16 protein-coding genes are annotated in these 19,726 nt (G+C 74.0%); 5 read left to right on the forward strand and 11 right to left on the reverse strand.

Annotation, left to right across the window (positions count from 1 at the left end; translation table 11 throughout):
- Window positions 1-14: 14 nt before the first annotated feature.
- Window positions 15-815 (forward strand): cyclase family protein, encoded by an 801-nt coding sequence (locus HD595_RS43780; protein ID WP_253780276.1) that lies wholly within the window; start codon window positions 15-17, stop codon window positions 813-815.
- A gap of 26 nt (window positions 816-841) precedes the next feature.
- Entirely contained in the window at window positions 842-2,245 is a 1,404-nt protein-coding gene (locus HD595_RS43785; RefSeq protein ID WP_253780279.1) for an MmgE/PrpD family protein, read from the forward strand.
- Between the two features lie 6 nt (window positions 2,246-2,251).
- Here HD595_RS43785 and HD595_RS43790 read toward each other — a convergent pair whose 3' ends face one another.
- Window positions 2,252-3,403 carry a hypothetical protein gene (locus HD595_RS43790; protein WP_253780282.1) on the reverse strand — a complete coding sequence of 384 codons (1,152 nt, stop codon included), beginning with the start codon at window positions 3,401-3,403 and terminating at the stop codon, window positions 2,252-2,254.
- Window positions 3,400-3,900: a hypothetical protein gene (locus HD595_RS43795; RefSeq protein ID WP_253780286.1), complete on the reverse strand. Its 501-nt coding sequence runs from the start codon at window positions 3,898-3,900 to the stop codon at window positions 3,400-3,402. Before HD595_RS43795 ends, HD595_RS43790 begins: the two co-directional genes overlap by 4 nt.
- Before the next feature lie 172 nt (window positions 3,901-4,072).
- Between HD595_RS43795 and HD595_RS43800 the strand changes: the two genes are divergently transcribed.
- Window positions 4,073-5,062, forward strand: coding sequence for a sporulation protein (locus tag HD595_RS43800; RefSeq protein ID WP_253780288.1), 990 nt, complete (start codon window positions 4,073-4,075; stop codon window positions 5,060-5,062).
- 219 nt (window positions 5,063-5,281) lie between these two features.
- Here HD595_RS43800 and HD595_RS43805 read toward each other — a convergent pair whose 3' ends face one another.
- Entirely contained in the window at window positions 5,282-6,499 is a 1,218-nt protein-coding gene (locus HD595_RS43805; protein WP_253780290.1) for a hypothetical protein, read from the reverse strand.
- A 55-nt stretch (window positions 6,500-6,554) separates the two neighbouring features.
- Here HD595_RS43805 and HD595_RS43810 point away from each other — a divergent pair, with 55 nt between their 5' ends.
- Window positions 6,555-7,070, forward strand: coding sequence for a hypothetical protein (locus HD595_RS43810; protein ID WP_253780292.1), 516 nt, complete (start codon window positions 6,555-6,557; stop codon window positions 7,068-7,070).
- 25 nt (window positions 7,071-7,095) lie between these two features.
- Here the strand turns inward: HD595_RS43810 and HD595_RS43815 are convergent, their stop codons facing one another.
- The 4 genes from HD595_RS43815 to HD595_RS43830 all read right to left on the reverse strand — a co-directional run bounded on the left by HD595_RS43815 (window position 7,096) and on the right by HD595_RS43830 (window position 13,563).
- The gene (locus HD595_RS43815) at window positions 7,096-8,298 is read right to left on the reverse strand and encodes an acyltransferase family protein (protein WP_253780294.1); all 1,203 of its coding nucleotides are present in this window, start codon (window positions 8,296-8,298) and stop codon (window positions 7,096-7,098) included.
- A gap of 61 nt (window positions 8,299-8,359) precedes the next feature.
- Complete coding sequence (locus HD595_RS43820; protein WP_253780296.1) at window positions 8,360-9,523, reverse strand: acyl-CoA dehydrogenase family protein; 1,164 nt, start codon at window positions 9,521-9,523, stop codon at window positions 8,360-8,362.
- A gap of 141 nt (window positions 9,524-9,664) precedes the next feature.
- On the reverse strand, window positions 9,665-10,264 hold the full coding sequence (locus HD595_RS43825) for an ACT domain-containing protein (RefSeq protein WP_253780298.1): 600 nt from the start codon (window positions 10,262-10,264) through the stop codon (window positions 9,665-9,667).
- Between the two features lie 179 nt (window positions 10,265-10,443).
- Entirely contained in the window at window positions 10,444-13,563 is a 3,120-nt protein-coding gene (locus tag HD595_RS43830) for a bifunctional cytochrome P450/NADPH--P450 reductase (RefSeq protein WP_253780301.1), read from the reverse strand.
- 88 nt (window positions 13,564-13,651) lie between these two features.
- Between HD595_RS43830 and HD595_RS43835 the strand changes: the two genes are divergently transcribed.
- On the forward strand, window positions 13,652-14,212 hold the full coding sequence (locus tag HD595_RS43835; protein WP_253780304.1) for a TetR/AcrR family transcriptional regulator: 561 nt from the start codon (window positions 13,652-13,654) through the stop codon (window positions 14,210-14,212).
- A gap of 3 nt (window positions 14,213-14,215) precedes the next feature.
- Here HD595_RS43835 and HD595_RS43840 read toward each other — a convergent pair whose 3' ends face one another.
- The 4 genes from HD595_RS43840 to HD595_RS43855 are packed head-to-tail and all read right to left on the reverse strand — an operon-like array spanning window position 14,216 to window position 19,724.
- Window positions 14,216-15,472, reverse strand: coding sequence for a right-handed parallel beta-helix repeat-containing protein (locus tag HD595_RS43840; RefSeq protein WP_253780308.1), 1,257 nt, complete (start codon window positions 15,470-15,472; stop codon window positions 14,216-14,218).
- A 54-nt stretch (window positions 15,473-15,526) separates the two neighbouring features.
- A complete protein-coding gene (locus HD595_RS43845; protein WP_253780310.1) occupies window positions 15,527-17,314 on the reverse strand; it encodes a glycoside hydrolase family 13 protein in 1,788 nt (595 codons plus the stop codon).
- Between the two features lie 5 nt (window positions 17,315-17,319).
- Complete coding sequence (locus tag HD595_RS43850; RefSeq protein WP_253781465.1) at window positions 17,320-18,123, reverse strand: sugar ABC transporter permease; 804 nt, start codon at window positions 18,121-18,123, stop codon at window positions 17,320-17,322.
- Between the two features lie 32 nt (window positions 18,124-18,155).
- Window positions 18,156-19,724, reverse strand: coding sequence for an ABC transporter permease subunit (locus tag HD595_RS43855; protein ID WP_253780315.1), 1,569 nt, complete (start codon window positions 19,722-19,724; stop codon window positions 18,156-18,158).
- Window positions 19,725-19,726: the final 2 nt, after the last annotated feature.

The raw sequence follows: 19,726 nt of genomic DNA on the forward strand, positions 1-19,726 counted from the left end.
ACCCGGAGCCGCCGATGCCGCCGTGGAAGGCCCTCGAAGGGGCGCGCGTGCTCGACCTCGCGCAGCCGATGCGCAAGGGCATGCCGCAGTCCCCGAACCACCCGCCGTTCCGGATGACGCTGGAGCGCCGGCACGGCGACGTCGTGCGGCCCGGCGGCGGCTCGGCCGCCAACGAGATCATCGTGACCGGCGGCCACGTCGGCACCCACGTGGACGCGCTCGCGCACGTCTCGCAGGACGGCCTGCTGCACGGCGGGCGGCCGGCGGCCGGGATCATGTCCCAGGACGGGTTCGCCGAGCTGGGCATCGACGCGTTCGAGCCGTACGTCGGGCGGTGCGTGCTGCTCGACGTGGCCGCGGCGCACGGGGTGCCGGCGCTGCCGCCCGGGTACGAGGTCACGGCGGACGACCTGGAACGGGCCGCGGCCGGGCTGGAGATCCGCGAGGGCGACGCGGTGCTGGTCGGGACGGGCTGGTCACGGCACTGGTCCGCCGCCCCTGAGGAGGTGGACTTCGCGGGGGCGCGCGGCGGCGCGCCGGGGCCGGGGGTCGGCGCGGCGCGCTGGCTGGCCGCGCGCCGGCCGCGGCTGGTCGGCGGCGAGACCATCGCCTTCGAGCACGTGCCGCCGGGGCGCGGGCACGCCACGCTGCCGGTCCACCGGATCATGCTGGTGGAGTCGGGGATCAACATCGTGGAGACCATGCGGCTGGACGAGCTGCTGGACTCGGGGGCGCGCGAGTTCCTGCTCGTGCTCAACCCGTTGCCGATCGTGGGGGCCACGGGGGCGCCGGTGCGGCCGCTGGCCGTCCTCTGATCGATGTCCGGCCGGGAGGCGGTGCGGTGACGACGTACATGGAGCGGCTGGCGGCCTTCGCGGCGGACTGCCGGGAGCGGGGCGCGCCGGACGCGGTGCGCGAGGACGTGACGGGACGGGTGCTGGACGTCCTCGGCAACTGCCTGGCCGCCCACGCCGACCCGGCGGCCGACGCGGGACCGGCGGTGCTGCGGGCGGCGCGCCGGTGGGGCGGCACCGGCGAGGCGACCGCGATCGGCGCCGGCGACCGGCTGCCCGCCCCGTCGGCGGCGCTGGTCAACGGCACGCTGGCGCACGCCCTCGACTACGACGACACGCACCTGCCGTCGGTGCTGCACCCGAGCGCGTCCGTGGTGCCGGCCGCGCTGGCCGCCGCCGAGGCCGCGGGCGCCGGCGGCTCCGCGCTGGTCGACGCCGTGGCCGCGGGGATCGAGGTGTGCGCGCGTCTCGGCATGGCCTCGTACCTGCCGGAGACCCGCACCTCGCTGTTCTTCGAGCGGGGCCAGCACGCCACGTCGATCTGCGGCACGCTGGGTGCGGCCGTGGCCGCGGCGCTGCTGTTCGGGCTGCCGGCGGAGGGGGTGGCGCACGCGGCCGGGGTGGCGGCCAGCATGGGGTCCGGGCTCATCGAGGCCAACCGGACGGGCGGCACGGTCAAACGGGCGCACTGCGGGTGGGCGGCGCACGCCGGGGTGTCGGCCGCGGTGCTCGCGCTCGAAGGCGTGACCGGGCCGCCGACCGTGCTGGAGGGACGGTTCGGGTTCTTCCGGGCGTGGCTGGACGGCCGGTACGACGCCGAGGCGCTGCTGTCGGGTCTCGGCGAGCGGTGGGAGCTGCCGCGCACGGTGTACAAGCCGTATCCGGCCAACCATTTCACCCATCCGGCCGTGGACTGCGCGCTGGCGCTGCGGGCCGCCGGGCTCGCGCCGGGCAGCGTGGCGGAGGCCGAGCTGGGGGTGGCGGCCCCGGTGCTGGCCACCATCGCCGAGCCGCCGGAGGAGAAGGCCCGGCCGCGCTCGCCGTACCACGCGAAGTTCTCCGGCCCGTACGTCGTGGCGGCCGCGCTGCTCGGCGGCGGCGGCCTCGGGCTGGACCTCGACGACTTCGCCGCCCTCGACGAGGACGCGCTCGCGCTGGCGGCGCGGGTGCGGTGCGTGGCCGACGAGCGGGCCTCGGAGCTGTTCCCGCGGGCGTTCGCGGCGGTGCTCCGGGTACGGCTGCACGACGGCTCCACGCGGGAGCACCGGGTGGACTCCTCGCGGGGCGGCCCGGAACGGCCGCTGACGCGGGAGGAGCTGGAGGTCAAGTTCCGCTCGAACGCGGGGCGGGCGTTGCGGGCGGAGGCGGTGGAGGAACTGCTGGCGGCGGCCCGCGCCCTGCCGTCCGCCCCGTCGGCCGGCGCGCTGCTGCGCCTGACCCGCGCGGGGTGAGGTTCCTCAGCCGGGCCGCTCCTGGCGGGTGCCCGGGATGAGCTCGACGCGGAGGTCGTCGTTCTCCTTCAGCACGAACGTCCGCCCGTCCCCCGCCTTCCACTGCGCCGGCGTGATGACCGGGACGAGGTAGTAGCGCTCGCCGCGGGCCAGGAGCAGCCGCAGGCCGGTGTAGCGGTGCCGGAAGGCGCCCGTGGGGAAGTGCTCGGGCGTCACGCCGGGGGCGTTGAGCGCGAGGGTGCCGGCCGAGTAGATCGCCACCTGGGTGCGGCCGGCCAGCGTCGCGGCCACCTGCTCGGCGTTGCGGCCGCCGCGCTCCTGGGCGTACAGGCCGCCCGTCCACAGCAGGCAGAGGATCGCGATCCCGGCGCTCGTGGCGAAGGCCACCCTGCTGTACGGCCGGCCGGGCAGGGGCCAGGTGAGCAGGAGCGGGCCGAAGACCAGCGGCACGATCACGTGGTAGGTGCTGACGCCTCCGGCGCTCACCCCCACCAGCGCGAGCACCAGGGCGAGCGTGGTCAGCACGGCCCCGGCGAAGCGCAGGTCCACGACCAGGCGGACCGCCTTGCGTGCTGCCAGACGCCGGCCCGCGGCGAGCAGCCGTACCGGGACGAACCCAGCCAGACGCGCCCGGTGCGCCACCGCCGCGAGGGCCAGCGGAACGGCGGCCAGCCAGGGGGCGATGCCGGGCGAGAGCAGGTTGACGCCGTAGAGGGCGTACTCGTGGACGCCGAACCCCATGTCGGTGGGCCGCAGGCTGAACAGCCGCAGGTAGCCGTCGAGGTAGGCCCAGCCCATGTAGAGCAGGACGGCCGCCGCCACGCTGACCAGCACGGTGATCAGCCCGATCGCGTCGAACGGCCCTTTCCCCTCGCGGGCGGCCGGCGCGCCTGCTCCCGCCTTCCGCGCCTGCGCCGTCTGCCCTGTTCGCGCGCTCTTTCCTCCCGGCTTGCCCTTCGCCTTCCCCTTCCCCGGCCCCTTGGGTGCGGCCGGTGAAGGGGGCACGGAGGAGGACGGCGTCGCGGGCCCCGGCGGCGTCGCGGGCCCGGGCGGCGTCGCGGGCCCGGGCGGGGTCGCGGGCGCGGGCGGGGTCGCCGGCGCGGGCGAGGTGGAGGCCGGGTCGGGTGGGGGTGTGGGCGCGGGTCCGGCCGCCGTCATGGTGTCGGGGTGGGGACGGGGGACGCCTGGATTGCGGGCGAGGAGTCCTCCTGCGGCGACGGCGTGGAGGCGTCCGGGGTGCCCGTGGGTTGCGCGGCGCTGATGGTCGTCGCCGGTGTGCCGGGCGGCGCCAGGGACGGGCAGGGCCCCGGAACGGGGTCGCCGCCCCCGCTCGGGCAGGGCCGGTGCGTCCGGGTGCGGCTGGGCGAGGGGCTCGGCGTGACGTGATCCAGGGAGATCTCCGACGACGCGGTGGGCGACGGTCGCGTGCTCAAGGAGCCGGTCTCCGCAGGAGCGGCGGACCCACCGCCGGGCTCGGCGCTGACGGTGTACCCCGGCCCGGTGTTCGGCGGCCCGGTGTTCGGCGGCCCGGTGAGGTCGGCGGGGCCGGCGGGCTCGCTCCCGCAGGCGCCGAGCGCGACGGCCAGCACCGCGACGACCGGCACCCTGAAGAGCGTACGGACGAACCCGGACACGTCCACCCCCTCAGTGATCAACCGAACACCGCCAGTGGTTCATCCGCCCGGATCGGCCCGGCGTTACCGCCCGACCGGCCCTCCCACGAGGGCGCCGGCTGATAATCTCGCCGCGCGTTCCGGAACCACAGCCCAGCGGTGATCGTTTGCCGTTCGACATCAGTCATCGGTCTGATCGACAGGAGTGCAACCCGTGGTCTTCAAACGCATGCTCGGCGCTCTCGGCGTGGGCGCGCCCTCGGTGGACACCGTCCTCGCGACGCCGCTCGTCCGGCCGGGCGGTGCGCTGAGCGGCGAGGTTCGCCTCGCCGGCGGCGACTTCGACGCCGACATCGAGCACATCACGCTCGGTCTGGTCGCCGGGGTCGAGATCGAGGGCGGCGAGGGCGAGGCGAGCGGCCTCGCGGAGTTCTACCGCGTCCAGGTGTCCGGCCCGTTCCGGCTGGCGGAGAAGGAGCAGCGGGCGATCCCGTTCCAGATCACGCTGCCGTGGGAGACGCCGCTCAACGAGGTCGAGGGACAGCCCCTGGCGGGCATGGCCGTGGGCGTGCGCACCGAGCTGGCCATCGCCAAGGCCGTCGACAAGGGCGACCTCGATCCGGTCTCGGTCGAGCCGCTGCCGTCGCAGCTGCGGGTGCTGCGGTCGTTCCTGGAGCTGGGCTTCCAGTTCCGCTCCGCCGACGTGGAGGTCGGGCAGATCTACGGGGTGCGGCAGGAGCTGCCGTTCTTCCAGGAGATCGAGTTCTACCCGCCGCCCCGGTACGCCGGTCAGGTCGGCGAGGTGGAGCTGACGTTCGTCGCCGACCCGCACGGGCTGGAGGTGATCCTGGAGGCCGACAAGCGCAGCGGCCGGTTCGGCGGTTCGAACGACGCGATCGGCCGCTTCCGGGTGAGCCACGACGAGGCGCAGGCCATGGACTGGGCGGGTGAGATCGACCGCTGGCTCGGCGGCCTGGCGCACTTCGGCGGCCACGGTTACGGGCACGGCGGCCACGATGCCGGTCACGGCTTCGGCCACGGCGGCCACTACGCCGACCACCACGGCGGTCACCACGGCGGCGGTGCGGGTCTCGGCGCGGTGGCGGCGGCGGGCGCGGCCGGCCTCGTGGGCGGCTACCTCGCGGGCGAGGCGATCGAGGAGATCTTCGAGAGCGACGACGAGGGCGGCGGCGACGACTGGTGACCCCATCCGGCCCCCTTCCGCTTCCCGCAGGTAGGCCCGCCCGGGCAAGGCCGCAGGTGGGGGACTCCCGGCAAGGTCCCGCGCGGACAAGCCACCATACGGGCGAGCCTGCGTGCAGCAAGGTCCCACGCGGGCAGGCGCCGCAGGTGGCCGGGGCCCCGCGAGGTGCCTGCGGGGCGGCACGGCCTCGACGTGGGCGCGTGCGGCGCGCGATGAGTCTCAGTCGGGGCAGGTCGTCCAGCGGGGGCCGTCAGGGGTGTCCTCGACCAGGACGCCGCCCCGGCCCATCGCGTCCCTGAGCGCGTCGGCGTCGGCGTAGCGGCCGGCCCGGCGCAGCTCGTCGCGCAGTGCCAGCAGCGGCCCGGCGAGGCGGCGGACCCCGGCGTCGGACGTCGCCTCGCCCAGCCGGGCGATGAGCAGCCGCATGAGGTCGCGGGCCTGGTCGACGCCGCCCTCGTCCTCCTCGGTGTCGGCCGACCACCTGACCAGCTCGGCCTCCAGGTCGAGCACGGCACGGGCGGCGGCCGACGGGTCGCCTCCGGCCACCGCGGCCTGGAAGCGGCACTCGCAGGCGCGGATCGTCTCCTCCAGCGTCACCTGGCGCGCCGCCTCGCCAGGCGGCGGGGACGGCGGCACGACGGCCGCGCCGCCGCCCTCGGCCAGGCGGCGCAGCTCCCCCAGGGTGAGCCGGCTGCCCGCGGGCAGCACCGCCCTCGTGTCCGGCCGGCGGATCGTCAGCCCGCCGCGGCCGGTCACCTCCACCTCCTCGGCGGCGAGGTCCACCAGGAGCGCGGTGTGCTCGTCGAGGCCGAGGACCGCGGTGCCCGGCGGCAGCTCCCGCTCCATGCGCGACAGCCGCCGCTCCCCCAGGTAGCAGTAGCGGGTGTCGTGGGTGCCGCCCTCGGCGTTGTCGAAGTGGGGGATCACGACGACCCGCAGCCCGAGCGGCTCCAGCAGGTCGAGCCCCGGCCGCCAGTGCGGCTCCGCGCCCACCTTGTAGATCTCGTACACGGGCACCGTCGCCACCCCGGCGGTGCAGGCCGCCGCCGAGGCGAGGACCGTCACGCCCTGCCGGGCCCGGACGCGGGCCCGCAGGTCGCCGCCCACGGGCCCCTCGCTCCAGCGGTCCAGCGCGTACGTGGGACTGCCCGGCCCCGAGAACACCCAGTCGGCGCCCGCCACGCCCTCGGCCACCCGCACCTGGAGGCCGACGCTGCGCGCGAAGTAGCGGCGGGCGCGGGCGCTGATGTCGGCGCGGTTCTCCTGGAACGCGTACGGCGTGTCGAGGAGGACGGCCCGCGCGCCCGCCGGGAGCCGCCGGGCCACGGAGCGGTGGACCTCCACCATGGTCGGGCTCGTCTCGCCCGACCCCATCAGCACCAGCACCCCGGGCATCGGCCTGCCGCCTCTCTCTCCCGCCGGCACCTCTTTCGCCATGAGAACGCACCTGCACATCGATGGCAGTAAGTTGGTGGCGGTGACGGGAGGACACGTGGTCTCGGTTGAGACGCTCATGCTACGGGCGGACGCCGACGGACGCTGGGCCTACCGGCGTGCCGCGACCGTCCCGGCGCCGGGAGAGACGCCCGACGAGGCGGCCCGGCGGATCAGCGGCGTCGCGGCCGGCGACCCGGGCACGGTCGTCCACTCCACGAGCTGGCGCTACCTGCCGGCGGGCGAGGTGGTGCTCACGTACGCCGTGTGCCCCGATCCGGCGCCGTGGCCGCCGGCGGCCGAGCCGGCGGAGCTCACGGAGCTCGCGGAACTCGCGGGCCTCGCGGAACTGGAGATCGCGCGGGGAGCCGCGCCCGCCACGCCGTCTCCCGAACGGGTCGAGGTCGCGCACGTCGCCGCCCACGCGGTGCGGCACCTGGCGTTCCTGCTGGACAACGACCCGGTCGTGCGCGCGGCGCTCCTGCCGCACCCGGAGATCGCCGCCGCCCTGACCGCACGCCCCGGACCCGGGCAGCGGGCGTCGTACGGCCCCGTGCCCGCCGCTCCGCCGTAGTCAGCTCGCGGCCGGACGGCCGTGGTCAGCTCGCGGCGAGGCGGGCCGCGCGGCGGCCGAGGCGCTGCATCGGCCGCTCCACGAACCGGTACGCCAGCGCGCTGACCAGCACCACCAGCGCCAGCGCGGCGGCCGCCATGGACAGCTGCACCGGCAGCGGCGCCCACCGCAGATCCCCCGTGACCTGGACGAAGTACTTCAGCAGCGGATGATGCACCAGGTAGAGCGAGTAACTGATGAGCCCGATCCAGGTCAGCGCCCGCGGCAGGCGGCGGCCGCGCAGCGCCATCGCGCCCGCGAACGTGGCCGCGGCCAGCGCGACGGTGGTGATCCACACGTCCGGCTGGACCCACCACCATCCCGACTCGATCGCCCCCAGAGGCGCCGCCGCCACCAGCGCTCCCGTGAGCGCCACCGGCCACAACGGGGCGCTGCCGCGCTCCCAGCGGTGGACGGCGGTGCCCGCGAACATCACGCCGAGCACCGCGACCCCGAGCCACGGCACCCTGCCGCCCAGCACCGGCAGCGCCAGCGCCATCACGCCCAGCAGGCAGGCGCCGGCCGCGCGGAACCGGCCCGAGACGACGGCGGCCAGCCCGGCGGCGAACACGGCGCCCGAGGCGTACGCGAGCCAGCCGGCCGTCACCACCGCCCCCGCCAGCGCCAGCCCCACGACGATCGACAGGCCGGCGAACAGCACGCTCAGCGCCCCGCTGCGCTCGTGCGCCCGCATCACGAACAGCGCGGTCACGAGCAGGTAGAACACCATCTCGTACGACAGCGTCCACATCGTGTCGGCGACACCGCCCACGCCGACGACGTCGAGCAGCATGGTCGCGTGCGCCGCCACCGCCGACCCGTCGCGCGGCACCTCCTCGCGCACCGGCACCCACCAGGCCAGCCCGATCACCAGCGCGGCGACCGCCAGGTACAGCGGGTAAAGGCGGAAGGCCCGGCTGACCCAGAAGCGCCGCAGGTCGCCGTGCCGTTCCAGCGAGGCCGGGATGATGTACCCGCTGACCAGGAAGAACACGAGGATGCCGTAGACGCCGAGGCTGAACCAGTACGGGCGCAGCGACGGCAGGAACCACGGGAGCAGGTGCTCGGCGACCACGGCCATCGCGCCGACGCCGCGCAGCGCGTCCAGCCAGGCCAGTCTGCGCTCCTCGCGCTGACCGGCCGCCGGAGCGGGACGAGCGCCGGAAGGAAGGGTGGGGGCGGAAGACACCCGCCCCAACCTACCCGGAGTACCTCAGGTGATGCGATGCGTAGGCAAAAGGGCATGGCTCCTACCAGCCGATCCGGCCCTTGCCCGCGACGAGGGCCCGGGCGATGACCAGCCGCTGGATGTCGTTCGTGCCCTCGCCGATGGCCATCAGCGGCGCGTCCCGGTACAGCCGCTCCACCACGAACTCCTGGGAGTAGCCGTAGCCGCCGTGGATCCGCATCGCCTCCAGCGACGCCTTCAGCGCCACCTCGGAGGCGAAGTACTTGGCCATGCCCGCCTCCATGTCGATCCGCCCGCCGCCGTCGGCCCGGGAGGCGGCCCAGTAGGTGAGCAGGCGGGCCGCCTGGATCTCGGTGGCCAGGTCGGCGAGCTTGAGCTGGACGGCCTGGAAGTCGGCGATCGGCTGCCCGAACGCGGTGCGCTCGCGGGCGTAGGACAGGGCGGCGTCGTAGGCGGCCTGGGCGACGCCGACCGCGCGGGCGGCGATGTTGACCCGGCCCGTCTCCAGCCCGCCGAGCACCTGCTGCATGCCGCGCCCCTCGACGCCGCCGAGCAGCGCCGAGGCCGGCACGCGCACGCCGTCGAGCACGACCTCGCACGTCTCGGTGCCCTTGTACCCCAGTTTGGGCAGGTCGCGGCTGACCGTGAAGCCCTCGGCCGACGGGTCGACCAGCAGCACGGACATGCCCTTGTGCGCGGGCTCGGTGACGGCGGTCTTGACGAGCACGGGCAGCGGGTCGGCGTGGCGGGCGTTGGTGATCCACGTCTTGGTGCCGGTGACGACGTAGTGGTCGCCGTCGCGCACGGCCCGCGTCCGGATGCCCTGCAGGTCGGTGCCCGCGGCCGGCTCGGTGAGCGCGATGCCGGTGCGGCGGGCCCCGGCGGCGAGGTCGGGCAGGTGGAGGCGTTTCTGCTCGTCGGTGCCGTGGCGGGCGATCATCCAGCAGGCGATCGAGTGGGAGCCCAGGATGCCCGCGACGCCCATCCAGCCGCGCGCGATCTCCTCGAAGACGAGCGCGAACGACACCATGTCGGCGCCCAGCCCGCCGTACTCCTCCGGGACGGACAGGCCGAACAGCCCCATCCGCCGCATCGTGTCGACGATCTCGGCGGGGTAGCGGCCGGAGTGCTCCCACTCGGTCGCGACCGGCACGATCTCCTTGTCCACGAACGCCCGGAGCGTCTCCCGGAAGGCCCGCTGCTCGTCGGTCAGCTCGAAGTCCATCTGCCGCTCCTCCGTCGCGCCGCGCGGGGGCGGATCCGCGCACGGCTCCGCCGATCACGCTAGTGATCCGCCGTTTCCCGGGTCAACGCCCGGACCGCGGATCCGCTCAGCGCCGGGAGACGCCTCGGACCGCGGATCCGCTCAGCGCCGGGACAGCGCGGAGACGACGTCCACGATGCGCGCGGCCCGTTCCACCTCGGCGCGGTGGAAGCCGGGGCCCTCGGAGCGGGCGACCACCACGTGCAGGTCGTGGGCGGCGACCGGCAGCAGCATGAGCCGCAGCTTCTCGGAGACCCGCGTCGTGGCGCGCAGGGGCGGCTCGTCCAGGTCGAACACGGCAGGGGCGGACAGGCTGGCGTGCCGGACCGCGCCGCCGGAAAGGGTCAGCGACCACTCGGCCCAGCACAGCCCCGGCAGGGCGTCCACCAGCGTCGAGAAGGCCCGCCCGGGATCGGCGGCGACGTGCATCAGCAGGTCGTAGTCGGGCGCCGAGCCCGGCACCTCCCTGGTGGTCCAGACGCCCTCGATCCGGACGCCGGGCACCGCCGACAGCCGGTCACGGACCTCGTCGGTCGTGGCGGCGCCGGGCCAGGACACGGTGAAGTCGTCCACGGCCCGGCCCGACTCGCGTTCGAGCACGGTGACCTGCAGAATGTCGGCGCCCAGCGCGCCGAGCGCCCGGGCGACCTGGCCGAGCCCGCCCGGCCGGTCCGGCAGCGACACCCTCATGCGCAACAGCATCGGCGCCCTCCTTTCGAGGGCTCCCACAGTGCCGCCACAACGTTTCGAGAATGTTTTAGGCATATGTCGCACATGCTGCGGTTATATCCCAATATCTGATCGCGCAGCAGGTCCCTCGCAGAGCCTTTGCCGCCTCCGGCCTGCGCCTTTCCGCACCGGCCGGAGGCGGGCGCGGACGGTCAGGCGAAGACGTCCTGCTGGTAGCGCCCCTGCTCCTCCAGGGACGCCAGCCACGCCTCCCCGTCGCCGCCCGTACGGTCCCGGTGGAGGTCGGCGAGCGCCGCCCGGACGGCGGGGGCCATGCGCAGCCCGTCGCCGCACACGTACACGTGCGCCCCGGCCTCCAGCAGCTCCCCGACGCGCTCGGCCTCGGCCGCAACCGCGTCCTGGACGAACCGGTACGGGTGCCCCGGCACCGCCGAGAACGCCTCGTGCACCCGGACGTGCGGCGCCTCGGCCCAGCGCGCCAGCTCCTCCCGGTACAGGAAGTCGTGTCCGGGGTGGCGGCACCCGGTGAACACCTCGACCGGCCCGGTCGCCCCGCTCAGCGCGCGCTCCTCCAGGAACCCGCGCAGCGGCGCGAACCCCGTGCCCGGCCCCACGAGGATCACCGGCGTCTCCGGGTCGTCCGGCAGCCGGAACGGCGGCGCGGGCACCCGGACGTAGCCGTAGAACGTCTCGCCGGGCGCGAGGTCGGCCAGGTAGGCCGAGCACATGCCCTGGTAGCGCCCGCTGCCGGACCAGGCCGGGCCCTCGACGAGCCCGACGGTGATCCGCACCCGGCCCGGCTCGGCCAGCGGCGAGGACGACACGGAGTAGTAGCGCGGCTTGATCGGGCCGGCCATCTCCAGGAACGCCGCCAGCGGCAGCTCCACGGCCGGGAACCGCTCCAGCAGCGCCAGCGGCGAGACCCGCTTGGCGAGGATCTCGTCGGCGTAGTCCGCGGACAGGGCGGCGAGCTGCTGCCGGGTCCACGGGCAGCCGGTGTGGGCGGCCAGCGCCTCCAGGTCGGCGCGGGTGGCGACCTCCTGCAGCTCGGCGAACTCGGTCAGCAGCAGCCCCGCCGTGACGGGCCGGTCCACCGGCAGGTGCGTGCCGCCCCGGGCGCGCAGCCGCACGACCTGGTCGCGCGGCACGCGCAGGCAGCGCAGCGCCCACTCCACCAGCTCGGGGTCGTTCTTGGCGAAGACGGCCAGGTGGTCGCCGGCGGAGTAGGTGACGCCCTCAGGCAGCTCGGCCACGATCGAGCGGACGCCGGGCCGGGGCGCCTCCACGGAGAAGTCCCAGAGCCCGGCCGGGTCGGAGGTCAGCTCCTCGTTGGACACGACGGTCAGCGGGAAGGCGCGCTCGGAGACCACGGCGGGCCGCACCTCGGCCTCGGTCAGCACCTCCACCTCGTAGCGGGGGCCGGCGTCGGCGGCGGAGGCGCTGTACTCCTCGGCCAGGGCCGCCCACAGCTTCGCGGTCCAGCCGGACACGTCGCCGTCGAAGTCGCCGTCGGCGTCGGCCTCGCCCCGCTCGACCAGCGGGACGGCGCCGGCGGCGGTCAGCTTCTCGTACGCGCGGCGCGGGAAGTCCTGGTAGGTGGGCCACTGGGTGTTGCCGCAGCCGAGGACGGCGAGCCGCACCCCGGACAGGTCCGGCAGCGCGTCGAGGGCGTCGAAGCGCTGGGCGTTGTCGGGGGCCTTGCCGTTGTAGGAGGAGGCGACGACGACGAGCAGGCCCTCGCGGGGCGGTTCGAGGTCGTCGAGCGTGGTGAGCGTGGTGGCGAACCCGGAGCGGCCGGCCCGCTCAGCGAAGCGCTCCGCGATGTCGGAGCTGGTGCCGAGGTTGGAGCCGTAGGCCACGGTCAGCGGCACGCCGGTCACCGCGATCTCCTGCCCGTCGCCGCGCTCCTCGTCCTCGGTCACGGCGGCGGCGGTGGTGAAGCGCTCGTGCGGGCGCCGCTCGCGCACCTTGAGGGTGAATCCCTCCGGCTTGAGGGTGAGCGTCTGCTTGATCTGCATCCGGTACGCCGAGGGGTCGGAGAGCGCGAAGCGGCGCAGGAGCATGGCCAGCGTCAGCCGGGCCTCGGTGAGCGCGAACTGCCGGCCGATGCAGGCCCGCTCGCCGTTGCCGAACGGCTTGTAGGCGGCCGGGTGATGGTCCTTCCGGTTCTCGGGCAGCCAGCGGTCGATGTCGAACTCCTCGGGCCGCTCCCACGCCTTCGGGTGGCGGTGCAGGGCGGGCAGGACGAAGACCGCGGGCGTGCCCGCCGGGAACGGGTAGCCGCCGACGGTGGTGTCCTCCAGGGCGGTGACGGAGAAGGCGGGGATCGGCGACCAGGTGCGCAGCGTCTCGTCGAGGACGCGCGGGATCACGTCCAGCTTCATGATCGTCTCGTACGTGGGCGGCTCGTCGCCGGGCAGCAGCCGGTCCACCTCGTCGTAGGCCTGGGCCAGGGCGTGGGGGTGGCGCAGGAGGTTGTACAGGGCGAAGGAGAGCAGCCCGCTGGTCGTCTCGTGACCGGCGATGAGGAAGGTGAGGACCTGGTCGCGGATGTTGGCGTCGGGCAGGCGCTCGCCGGTGAGCGGGTCGGACGCCTCCAGCATCAGCCCGAGCAGGTCCTTGGCGCCGCCGGACGGCTCGGCCCGGCGCCGCTTGATGACGTCGTCCACCAGCTCCCGCATGGTGGCGATGTCCTGCCGGTAGGTCTCCTCGCTCTTGCGCTTGAGCCTGGTGACCACGGGGAGCTGCTGGTTGCGGACCATGGCCTCGGTCAGCGCGCCGCCCATGGCCTTGAGGAAGGGGTGCAGCTCGGGCGAGCGGAACGACTCGAAGCGGTAGCCGAAGCCGGTCAGGGAGATGACGTCGAGGGTGAGCCGGGTCATGTCGTCCGAGACGGGCAGGTCCTCGCCCTGGCGGGAGGCCCAGGAGGCGACCAGCCGGTCGGCGATCTCCAGCATCTGCGGGTAGTACGCCTTCATCGAGCGCTGGCTGAAGGCCGGCATGAGGATGCGGTGGGCCTGGCCCCAGACCGGCTCGTCCAGCTCGGCGGTGAACAGACCGTCACCGGAGAAGTCGCGCACGATCGACAGGGGCGGCTCGATCCGCTTGCGGAACCTGGTCTCGTCGCACAGCTCGGCCACCAGGTCGGGGTCGTAGACGAAGACCACCTTGCGGCCGAGGAGGTCGAGCTGGAACAGGCCCTCGTCGTACCTGCCGGCGAGCTCGGTGAAGTGCGCCATGGGCGAGTGCGCCGGGATCTGCAGGGTGTTGCCGAGGATCGGCAACCCGGACGGAGAGGGGATCTGCTTCATGAACGCTCCCTGGTATCGCCTCTCGAGCAGCCATAACGATGGCCCGTACGTAGCCATACACCGTATGGCTATCGCTAGCATACGCTGTATGGCTGTCAGTGCGCGCAGGGGTGCCCCCCTCACTCCCGAGGAGATCTACTCGACGGCGCTGCGCCTGGTGGAGGAGGGCGGCGTGGAGGCGCTCTCCATGCGCAAGCTCGCCGCGGCCCTCGACGTGAACCCCATGTCGCTCTACCACCACGTCGAGAACAAGACGGCGCTGCTCAGCCAGATCTGCCGGACCATGGCCGGGCGCCTGGCGCTGCCGACCGACGAGAGCCTGCCCTGGCAGGAGAGGCTGCGCCTGCTGGCCCACGCCTATCGGCGGCTGGTGAAGACCTACCCGTCGCTGTGGGTGTACATCCACACCCACCCGGAGATCGTCGGCGGCTACCGGGGCGGGCTGTGGGACGTCCTGTTCCCGATCCTGGCCGACGCCGGGGTGCCGGAGGCCGAGCGGAGGCGCACGGCCGACGTGCTCAACGGATTCGTGAGCGGGCTGATGATGACCGAGCGCCGCGGCCACGTCGGCCGCGACGACCCGGAGGAGGCGGACCGCGCCTTCGAGACGGCCATCGACATGATCATCCGCGGTCTCCCCCGCCCCTGACCGTCAGGGCTGGTAGGCGCCCGCCGACGGCGGCGACGACAGCGGCTTGCCCGCGATGTCCGAGGTCAGGGCGGTGCCGCCGAACCAGGCCGCCGACAGCGGCAGCCCGTTGCGCAGCGCCGGGGAGCCGGGCCGCAGCCGCAGGTCGGTGCGCGAGACGAAGCGCGGGTCGGCCATGGCGGTCCGCGGGCCGGGCCGGAAGCGGGCCGAGCGGCCCTTGTAGACGCCGCCCGCCTCGTCGGCGCCCCTGCCGTCCTCGTAGCCGGTCTGGCCGCCGACCTCGACGGCGTTGTTGCGCAGCCGCAGGACCGACGGCGAGCAGCCGCCGTGGCAGGACCAGCCGACGGTGCGCCGCCCGGCCAGGTACACCGAGTTGTGCACCGCGATCGTGCCGAGCACCGGCCCCACGACGTGCCGCGGGCCGCGGGTGACGAGGAACGAGCTCTGCTGCAGCGAGGAGGTGACGACGTTGAAGGCGAACACGTTGCCCGTGGCGGTTCTGCCCTTCATCGCCCCGAGCTCGGTGAACGTCTCGTTGTCGTGGGCGCGGTTGTAGGTGACGACGTTGCGGTCGCCGTCGAAGATCTCGACGGCCGCGCCGTCGCGGCCGTAGTCGCGGCTCGCCGCGTCGCTGCCGGTGATCGCGTTGCGGGTGACGAGGTTGTCGTCGCCGTTGAGCAGGATGCCGAACGCCCCGGAGTCGTTGTCGGGGGTGTCGTCGTTGACGCTCATCTTGTCGTTGTCGGCCAGGACGCTGTCGCGCACGACGTTGCGCGAGCCGGTCGGGGTGATCCAGACGCCGGCGACGTTGTGGTCGGCCCGCACCCCCGCCAGGTGGTTGCCGTCGCCGGCGACCTCGAAGCCCGCCCACAGGCATCCGGAGGCGCGCAGGCCGCTGACGCGCCAGTGGTCGCCGCTGACGACCACGCAGTTGCCCTCCTCGCCGCTGATCGTGGCGAGGGGGCCCTTGCCGTACGGCTGGACGACGATGGGCCGGGCGGCCGTGCCCTTGGCGGACAGGGTGAGCGTGCCGGTCCACCGGCTGCCGCGCTTGAGGCTGACCGCGTCACCGGGCTTCAGGTCGGCGGCGTTGACCTTGTCCAGCGAGCGCCACGGGGCGGTGGCGCTGGTGCCGGCGGCCGAGTCGTCGCCCTTGCGGGAGTCGACGTAGTACGTCGTGCCGGCGTTCAGCGTGGCACCCGCGTTGAACGGAAGCAGGGACGACGCCAGGACGGCCGCTGACAGAAGGTTCACGCTCACCACGCCCGGTTATCAAGTTGAACGCTCAAGGAGGCAGGGCGTCAACGTATCGGCTCACCGCGTCAGACGCCAGATCCGCAGCGCGGGTCCGTCGCCCGGGATCGTGTTCGTGTCCGAAGTGTTGTAGACGGGCGTGGCCGGCCCGGGCAGCGGCAGCGGGTCTCCGGGCGCGCGGCGGGCGCTCACGAGCAGCGTCTCGGCCTCGCTCTCGCGGGCGAACACCAGGTGGTCGGCGTCGGCGTGCAGCCAGCGCAGCCCGCCGTGGCGCAGCGCCGGCTCGGCGCGCCGCAGCCCGAACAGCTCCCGGTAGGCCGCCAGCGTGGCGAGGTCCTGGTCGGCCGGCCGCTCCCACGGCATGGGGGTGCGCGCGTGCTCGCCGTTCACGCCGGTGAGGCCGAACTCGCTGCCCGCGAACACCATCGGCGTGCCCGGCAGCGTGGCCTGCAGGCCCAGCGCCACCAGGTGGAGGGCGCGCGAGCCGGTGACGGTGCGGATGCGCGGCGTGTCGTGGGAGTCGAGGAGCTGCCAGGAGTGGACGAGCGAGCGCCACGACATGCGCGCGGCGAACGACCGGACCGCGGCCAGGGCCGCCGTGCCGTCGCGGGCGGGCACCCCGCCGGGCACGCCGAGGAACTGGGGCAGGTCCAGGCCGGGGCCGCGCAGCCAGGTCCAGACGGGCCGGGTGAAGCCGCCGTAGTTCATGGTGCCGTGCCAGCCGCCGCGGTCGAGGTCGCCGGTGGCGTCGTGGGAGTGCTCGGCGACGAGCGCCACGCCGGGCCCCAGCTCGCGCCGCAGCAGCGCCGCGACCTCGTGCGTGAGGTCGTCCGCGCCATGGCGCCCGGTCATGTTGGCCACGTCCACGCGCCAGCCGTCGAGCGGCCCCAGCCACCGCCTGAGCACGGCCGGCACGCGGGAGCGCACGAGGTCGCTGCGCCAGTTGAGCTTGGGCAGCGTCTTGACCCCGAACCACGCCTCGTAGTCGCCGGTGTCGGGGTCGAAGAAGAACATCTCGCGCTCGGGGGCGTTCACGTCCGACACGGCGGCGGTGAACCACGGGTGGGTGTCGCCGCAGTGGTTGGTGGTGATGTCGCCGAGCAGCCGCATGCCGCGCTCGTGCACCGCGTCCCCGAGCCGCCGCAGCGCCTCCTCGCCGCCGAGCAGCGGGTCGATCCGGTCGAACGCGGCGGCGTCGTAGCGGTGGTTGGAGCGGGCCGGGAAGATCGGCGTGAGGTAGACGGTGTCGGCGCCGAGGGCCTGGACGTGGTCGAGGTGGCGGACGACGCCGTCGAGGTCGCCACCGTAGAACTGCTGTGAGGTGCCGGGACCGCTCGGGATGACCGGGTCGCGGTCCCAGTCGCGCGGCAGCGCCCAGTCCGGCAGCGGCCGGGAGGCGCCGGGGCGGCCGAAACGGTCGGGGAAGATCTGGTAGACGATCGCGTCGGCCATCCAGGACGGCGGCGGTTCGTCGGCGACGAGCCGGAAGTCCGTGTCGTCCGTCAGGTCGTGCGCGACCAGCCCGCCGGCGGTGAGCCACGCCTGGCCGCGCGCCGTGAGCAGCAGGAAGCGGTAGCGGGTCACCGGGTTGACGACCGTGATCTCGGCCTGCCACCACACGTCGTCGGGGCCGTACCCGGTGACGTCCGAGGACGTCCTGAGCTCGTCCACGGCGGCCTCCGTGTAGCGGGGCTCGCCGTCCTCCACCGTGCGCACGTGCACGGCGGTGACGCCGGCGGCGCGGGGCGCGCGCAGCCGGACCGTCACCCGCGAGCCGAGCGACGGCGCGAGCTCGGACACGTAGAGCGCGGAACCGTCGTGGTGCGGCTCCCCGGCGAACAGCAGCATGCGTCCTATCCCTTCACGGCCCCGGCGGTGAGGCCGGAGACGATGAACTTCTGCAGCCAGAAGAACACGCCGACCGTCGGGATCGCGGTGATGAGGGTGCCCGCGGCGAACATGCCGAAGTTGGCGTTGCGCTGGTCCCCGGCGATCATGCCGAACATGCCGACGGCGAGCGTCTTGCTCTCGGGGTCGCGCAGGAACACGCTGGCCATGATGAACTCGCTCATGATCCCGATGAAGGCGAGCAGCCCGGTCACCGCCAGGATGGGGGTGACCAGCGGCAGGATGACCCGCCAGAAGATCTGCGCGTGGGTGGCGCCGTCCACGGTGGCCGCCTCGTCCAGCTCCTTCGGCACGGTGTCGAGGAAGCCCTTCATCAGCCACGTGTTCGCGCCCAGCGCCCCGCCCAGGTAGAGCAGCATGAGGCCCCACACGGTGTCGAAGCCGATCGCCGGGTACAGCTCCGTGACCCGCGTGAAGATCATGAAGATCGTCACGATGGCCAGGAACTGCGGGAACATCTGGATGAGCAGCAGCGCCAGCAGCCCGACCCGGCGCCCGCGAAAGCGCATCCGGCTGAAGGCGTAGGCGGCCATCATCGACAGCAGCAGGCTGGCGAACGACGCGGTCAGCGCGATGACCACCGAGTTGAGGAACCAGCGGGCGAACGGGTAGCGGTCGCTGGTGAACAGGTCGGCGAAGTTGCCGAGGCTCGCCCCGTTCGGCACGAGGTCGGTGGAGGCGAGCGTGCCGAGCGGGTTGATCGCCGCCGATACCACGAACAGGATCGGCACCAGGGCGAACACGCACATCAGCAGCACGAAGCCGTGCCGCAGCGCGAGCTTCACGCGTAGACCTCCTCCTGCTTGCGGGTGCGGCGGAAGGCCACCGCCGAGATGACGGCCACGAGGGCGAAGATGAACACCGAGATCGCCGCCGCGAAGCCGAACTGCGCGCCGCCCGCGCCGAAGGCCAGGCGGAAGGTGTAGGTGATGAGCAGGTCGGTCGCGCCCACCTGCGGGCTCTCGGCCGGGAACGGGCCGCCCTCGCTGGTGAGCTGGATGGCGTTGAAGTTGTTGAAGTTGAACGCGAACGACGAGATCAGCAGCGGCGTGAGCGCCACCAGCAGCAGCGGCAGCGTCACCTTGCGGAACCCGTACCAGGGCGAGGCCCCGTCGATGGAGGCCGCCTCGGTCAGCTCGCGCGGGATCGCCTGCAGCGCGCCGGTCGTCACGAGGAACATGTACGGGAAGCCGAGCCAGAGGTTCACCAGGATGACCGCGGCGCGGGCCGTGCCGCTCTGGCCGAGCCAGTCGACGTTCGTCCCGAAAAGCTGGTTGATCAGGCCGAAGTCGCGGTTGAACATGTCGCGCCACACCAGCAGCATGGCGAAGGACGGCATCGCGTACGGCAGGATCAGCGCGATCCGGTAGACCTTGGTGCCGCGCATGCGGGGGTGGTGCAGGGCCAGGGCCACGGCCATGCCGAGCACGAACGTGCCGCCGGCCGAGGCCAGCGCGAAGAACAGGTTCCAGCCGAAGACGCCGAGGAAGTACCCGGAGATCGTCGGATCGGTGACGACCCGGGTGAAGTTGCCGAAGCCGACGTTCACCTGCCAGCCCTGCGCCAGGTGGTCGCCCCGGGCGTTGACGAAGTAGCCGCGCGTCTCGTCGGCCGCCCAGGGACCGCCCTCGCCGTTGACGCAGTCACAGGAGGAGTCGTAGACGAGGGCGGCGCGGCCCTCGACGGCGCGGCTCAGCCCGTTGGCCTTGATCACCCCGCCGCGGGTGGGCACGGCGAGCTTGGAGATCTCCTGCCCGCGGGCGGCGGCCTCGGGCGCCTTGAGCACGGTGAAGCCGGGGGCCCGCAGGACCTTGCCGGTGACGCCGACCTGGGCGCCGCTCACCGGGGCAAGCCCCTGGCCGGAGCCGGCCTGCACCTGCTTGGTCTTCGGGTCCACGAGCAGGAACACCAGCTCGCCGTCGCGCACCGCCGCGGTCAGCGCGTACTCGGGCGAGCCGGGGGCCTGCCGGACGGAGCCGGTCTCGATGGCGGTGACGGCCGCCGGCTTGTCGCCGCGGTGCCCGTCGCCGAAGTTGGTGAACGCGGTGCTCACCGTGTACAGGACGGGGAACACCTGGAAGGCGAGCAGGCAGACGGTGCCCGGGATGAGGTACTTCGCCGGGACGAAGCGCCGGGTCAGGTACAGGTAGGCGATGCCCGCGCTCGCCGCGCAGAGCAGCGTGAGCGACACCCACGACCCGTCGGCGGCCAGCGGCGGGGCGGCGTAGAGCAGGAGCGCGGCGGCCACGGCCAGCACCGCGACCCTGCTCACCACGAACGCCGTGGTGACCTCCCGGCGCGGCCGCGGGCCCCTGCGGGTGTCCGCGGCCGCGTGCGCGTCGTGCGCCATGG

The organism is Nonomuraea roseoviolacea subsp. carminata, assembly GCF_024172185.1.
Taxonomy (GTDB): domain Bacteria; phylum Actinomycetota; class Actinomycetes; order Streptosporangiales; family Streptosporangiaceae; genus Nonomuraea; species Nonomuraea roseoviolacea.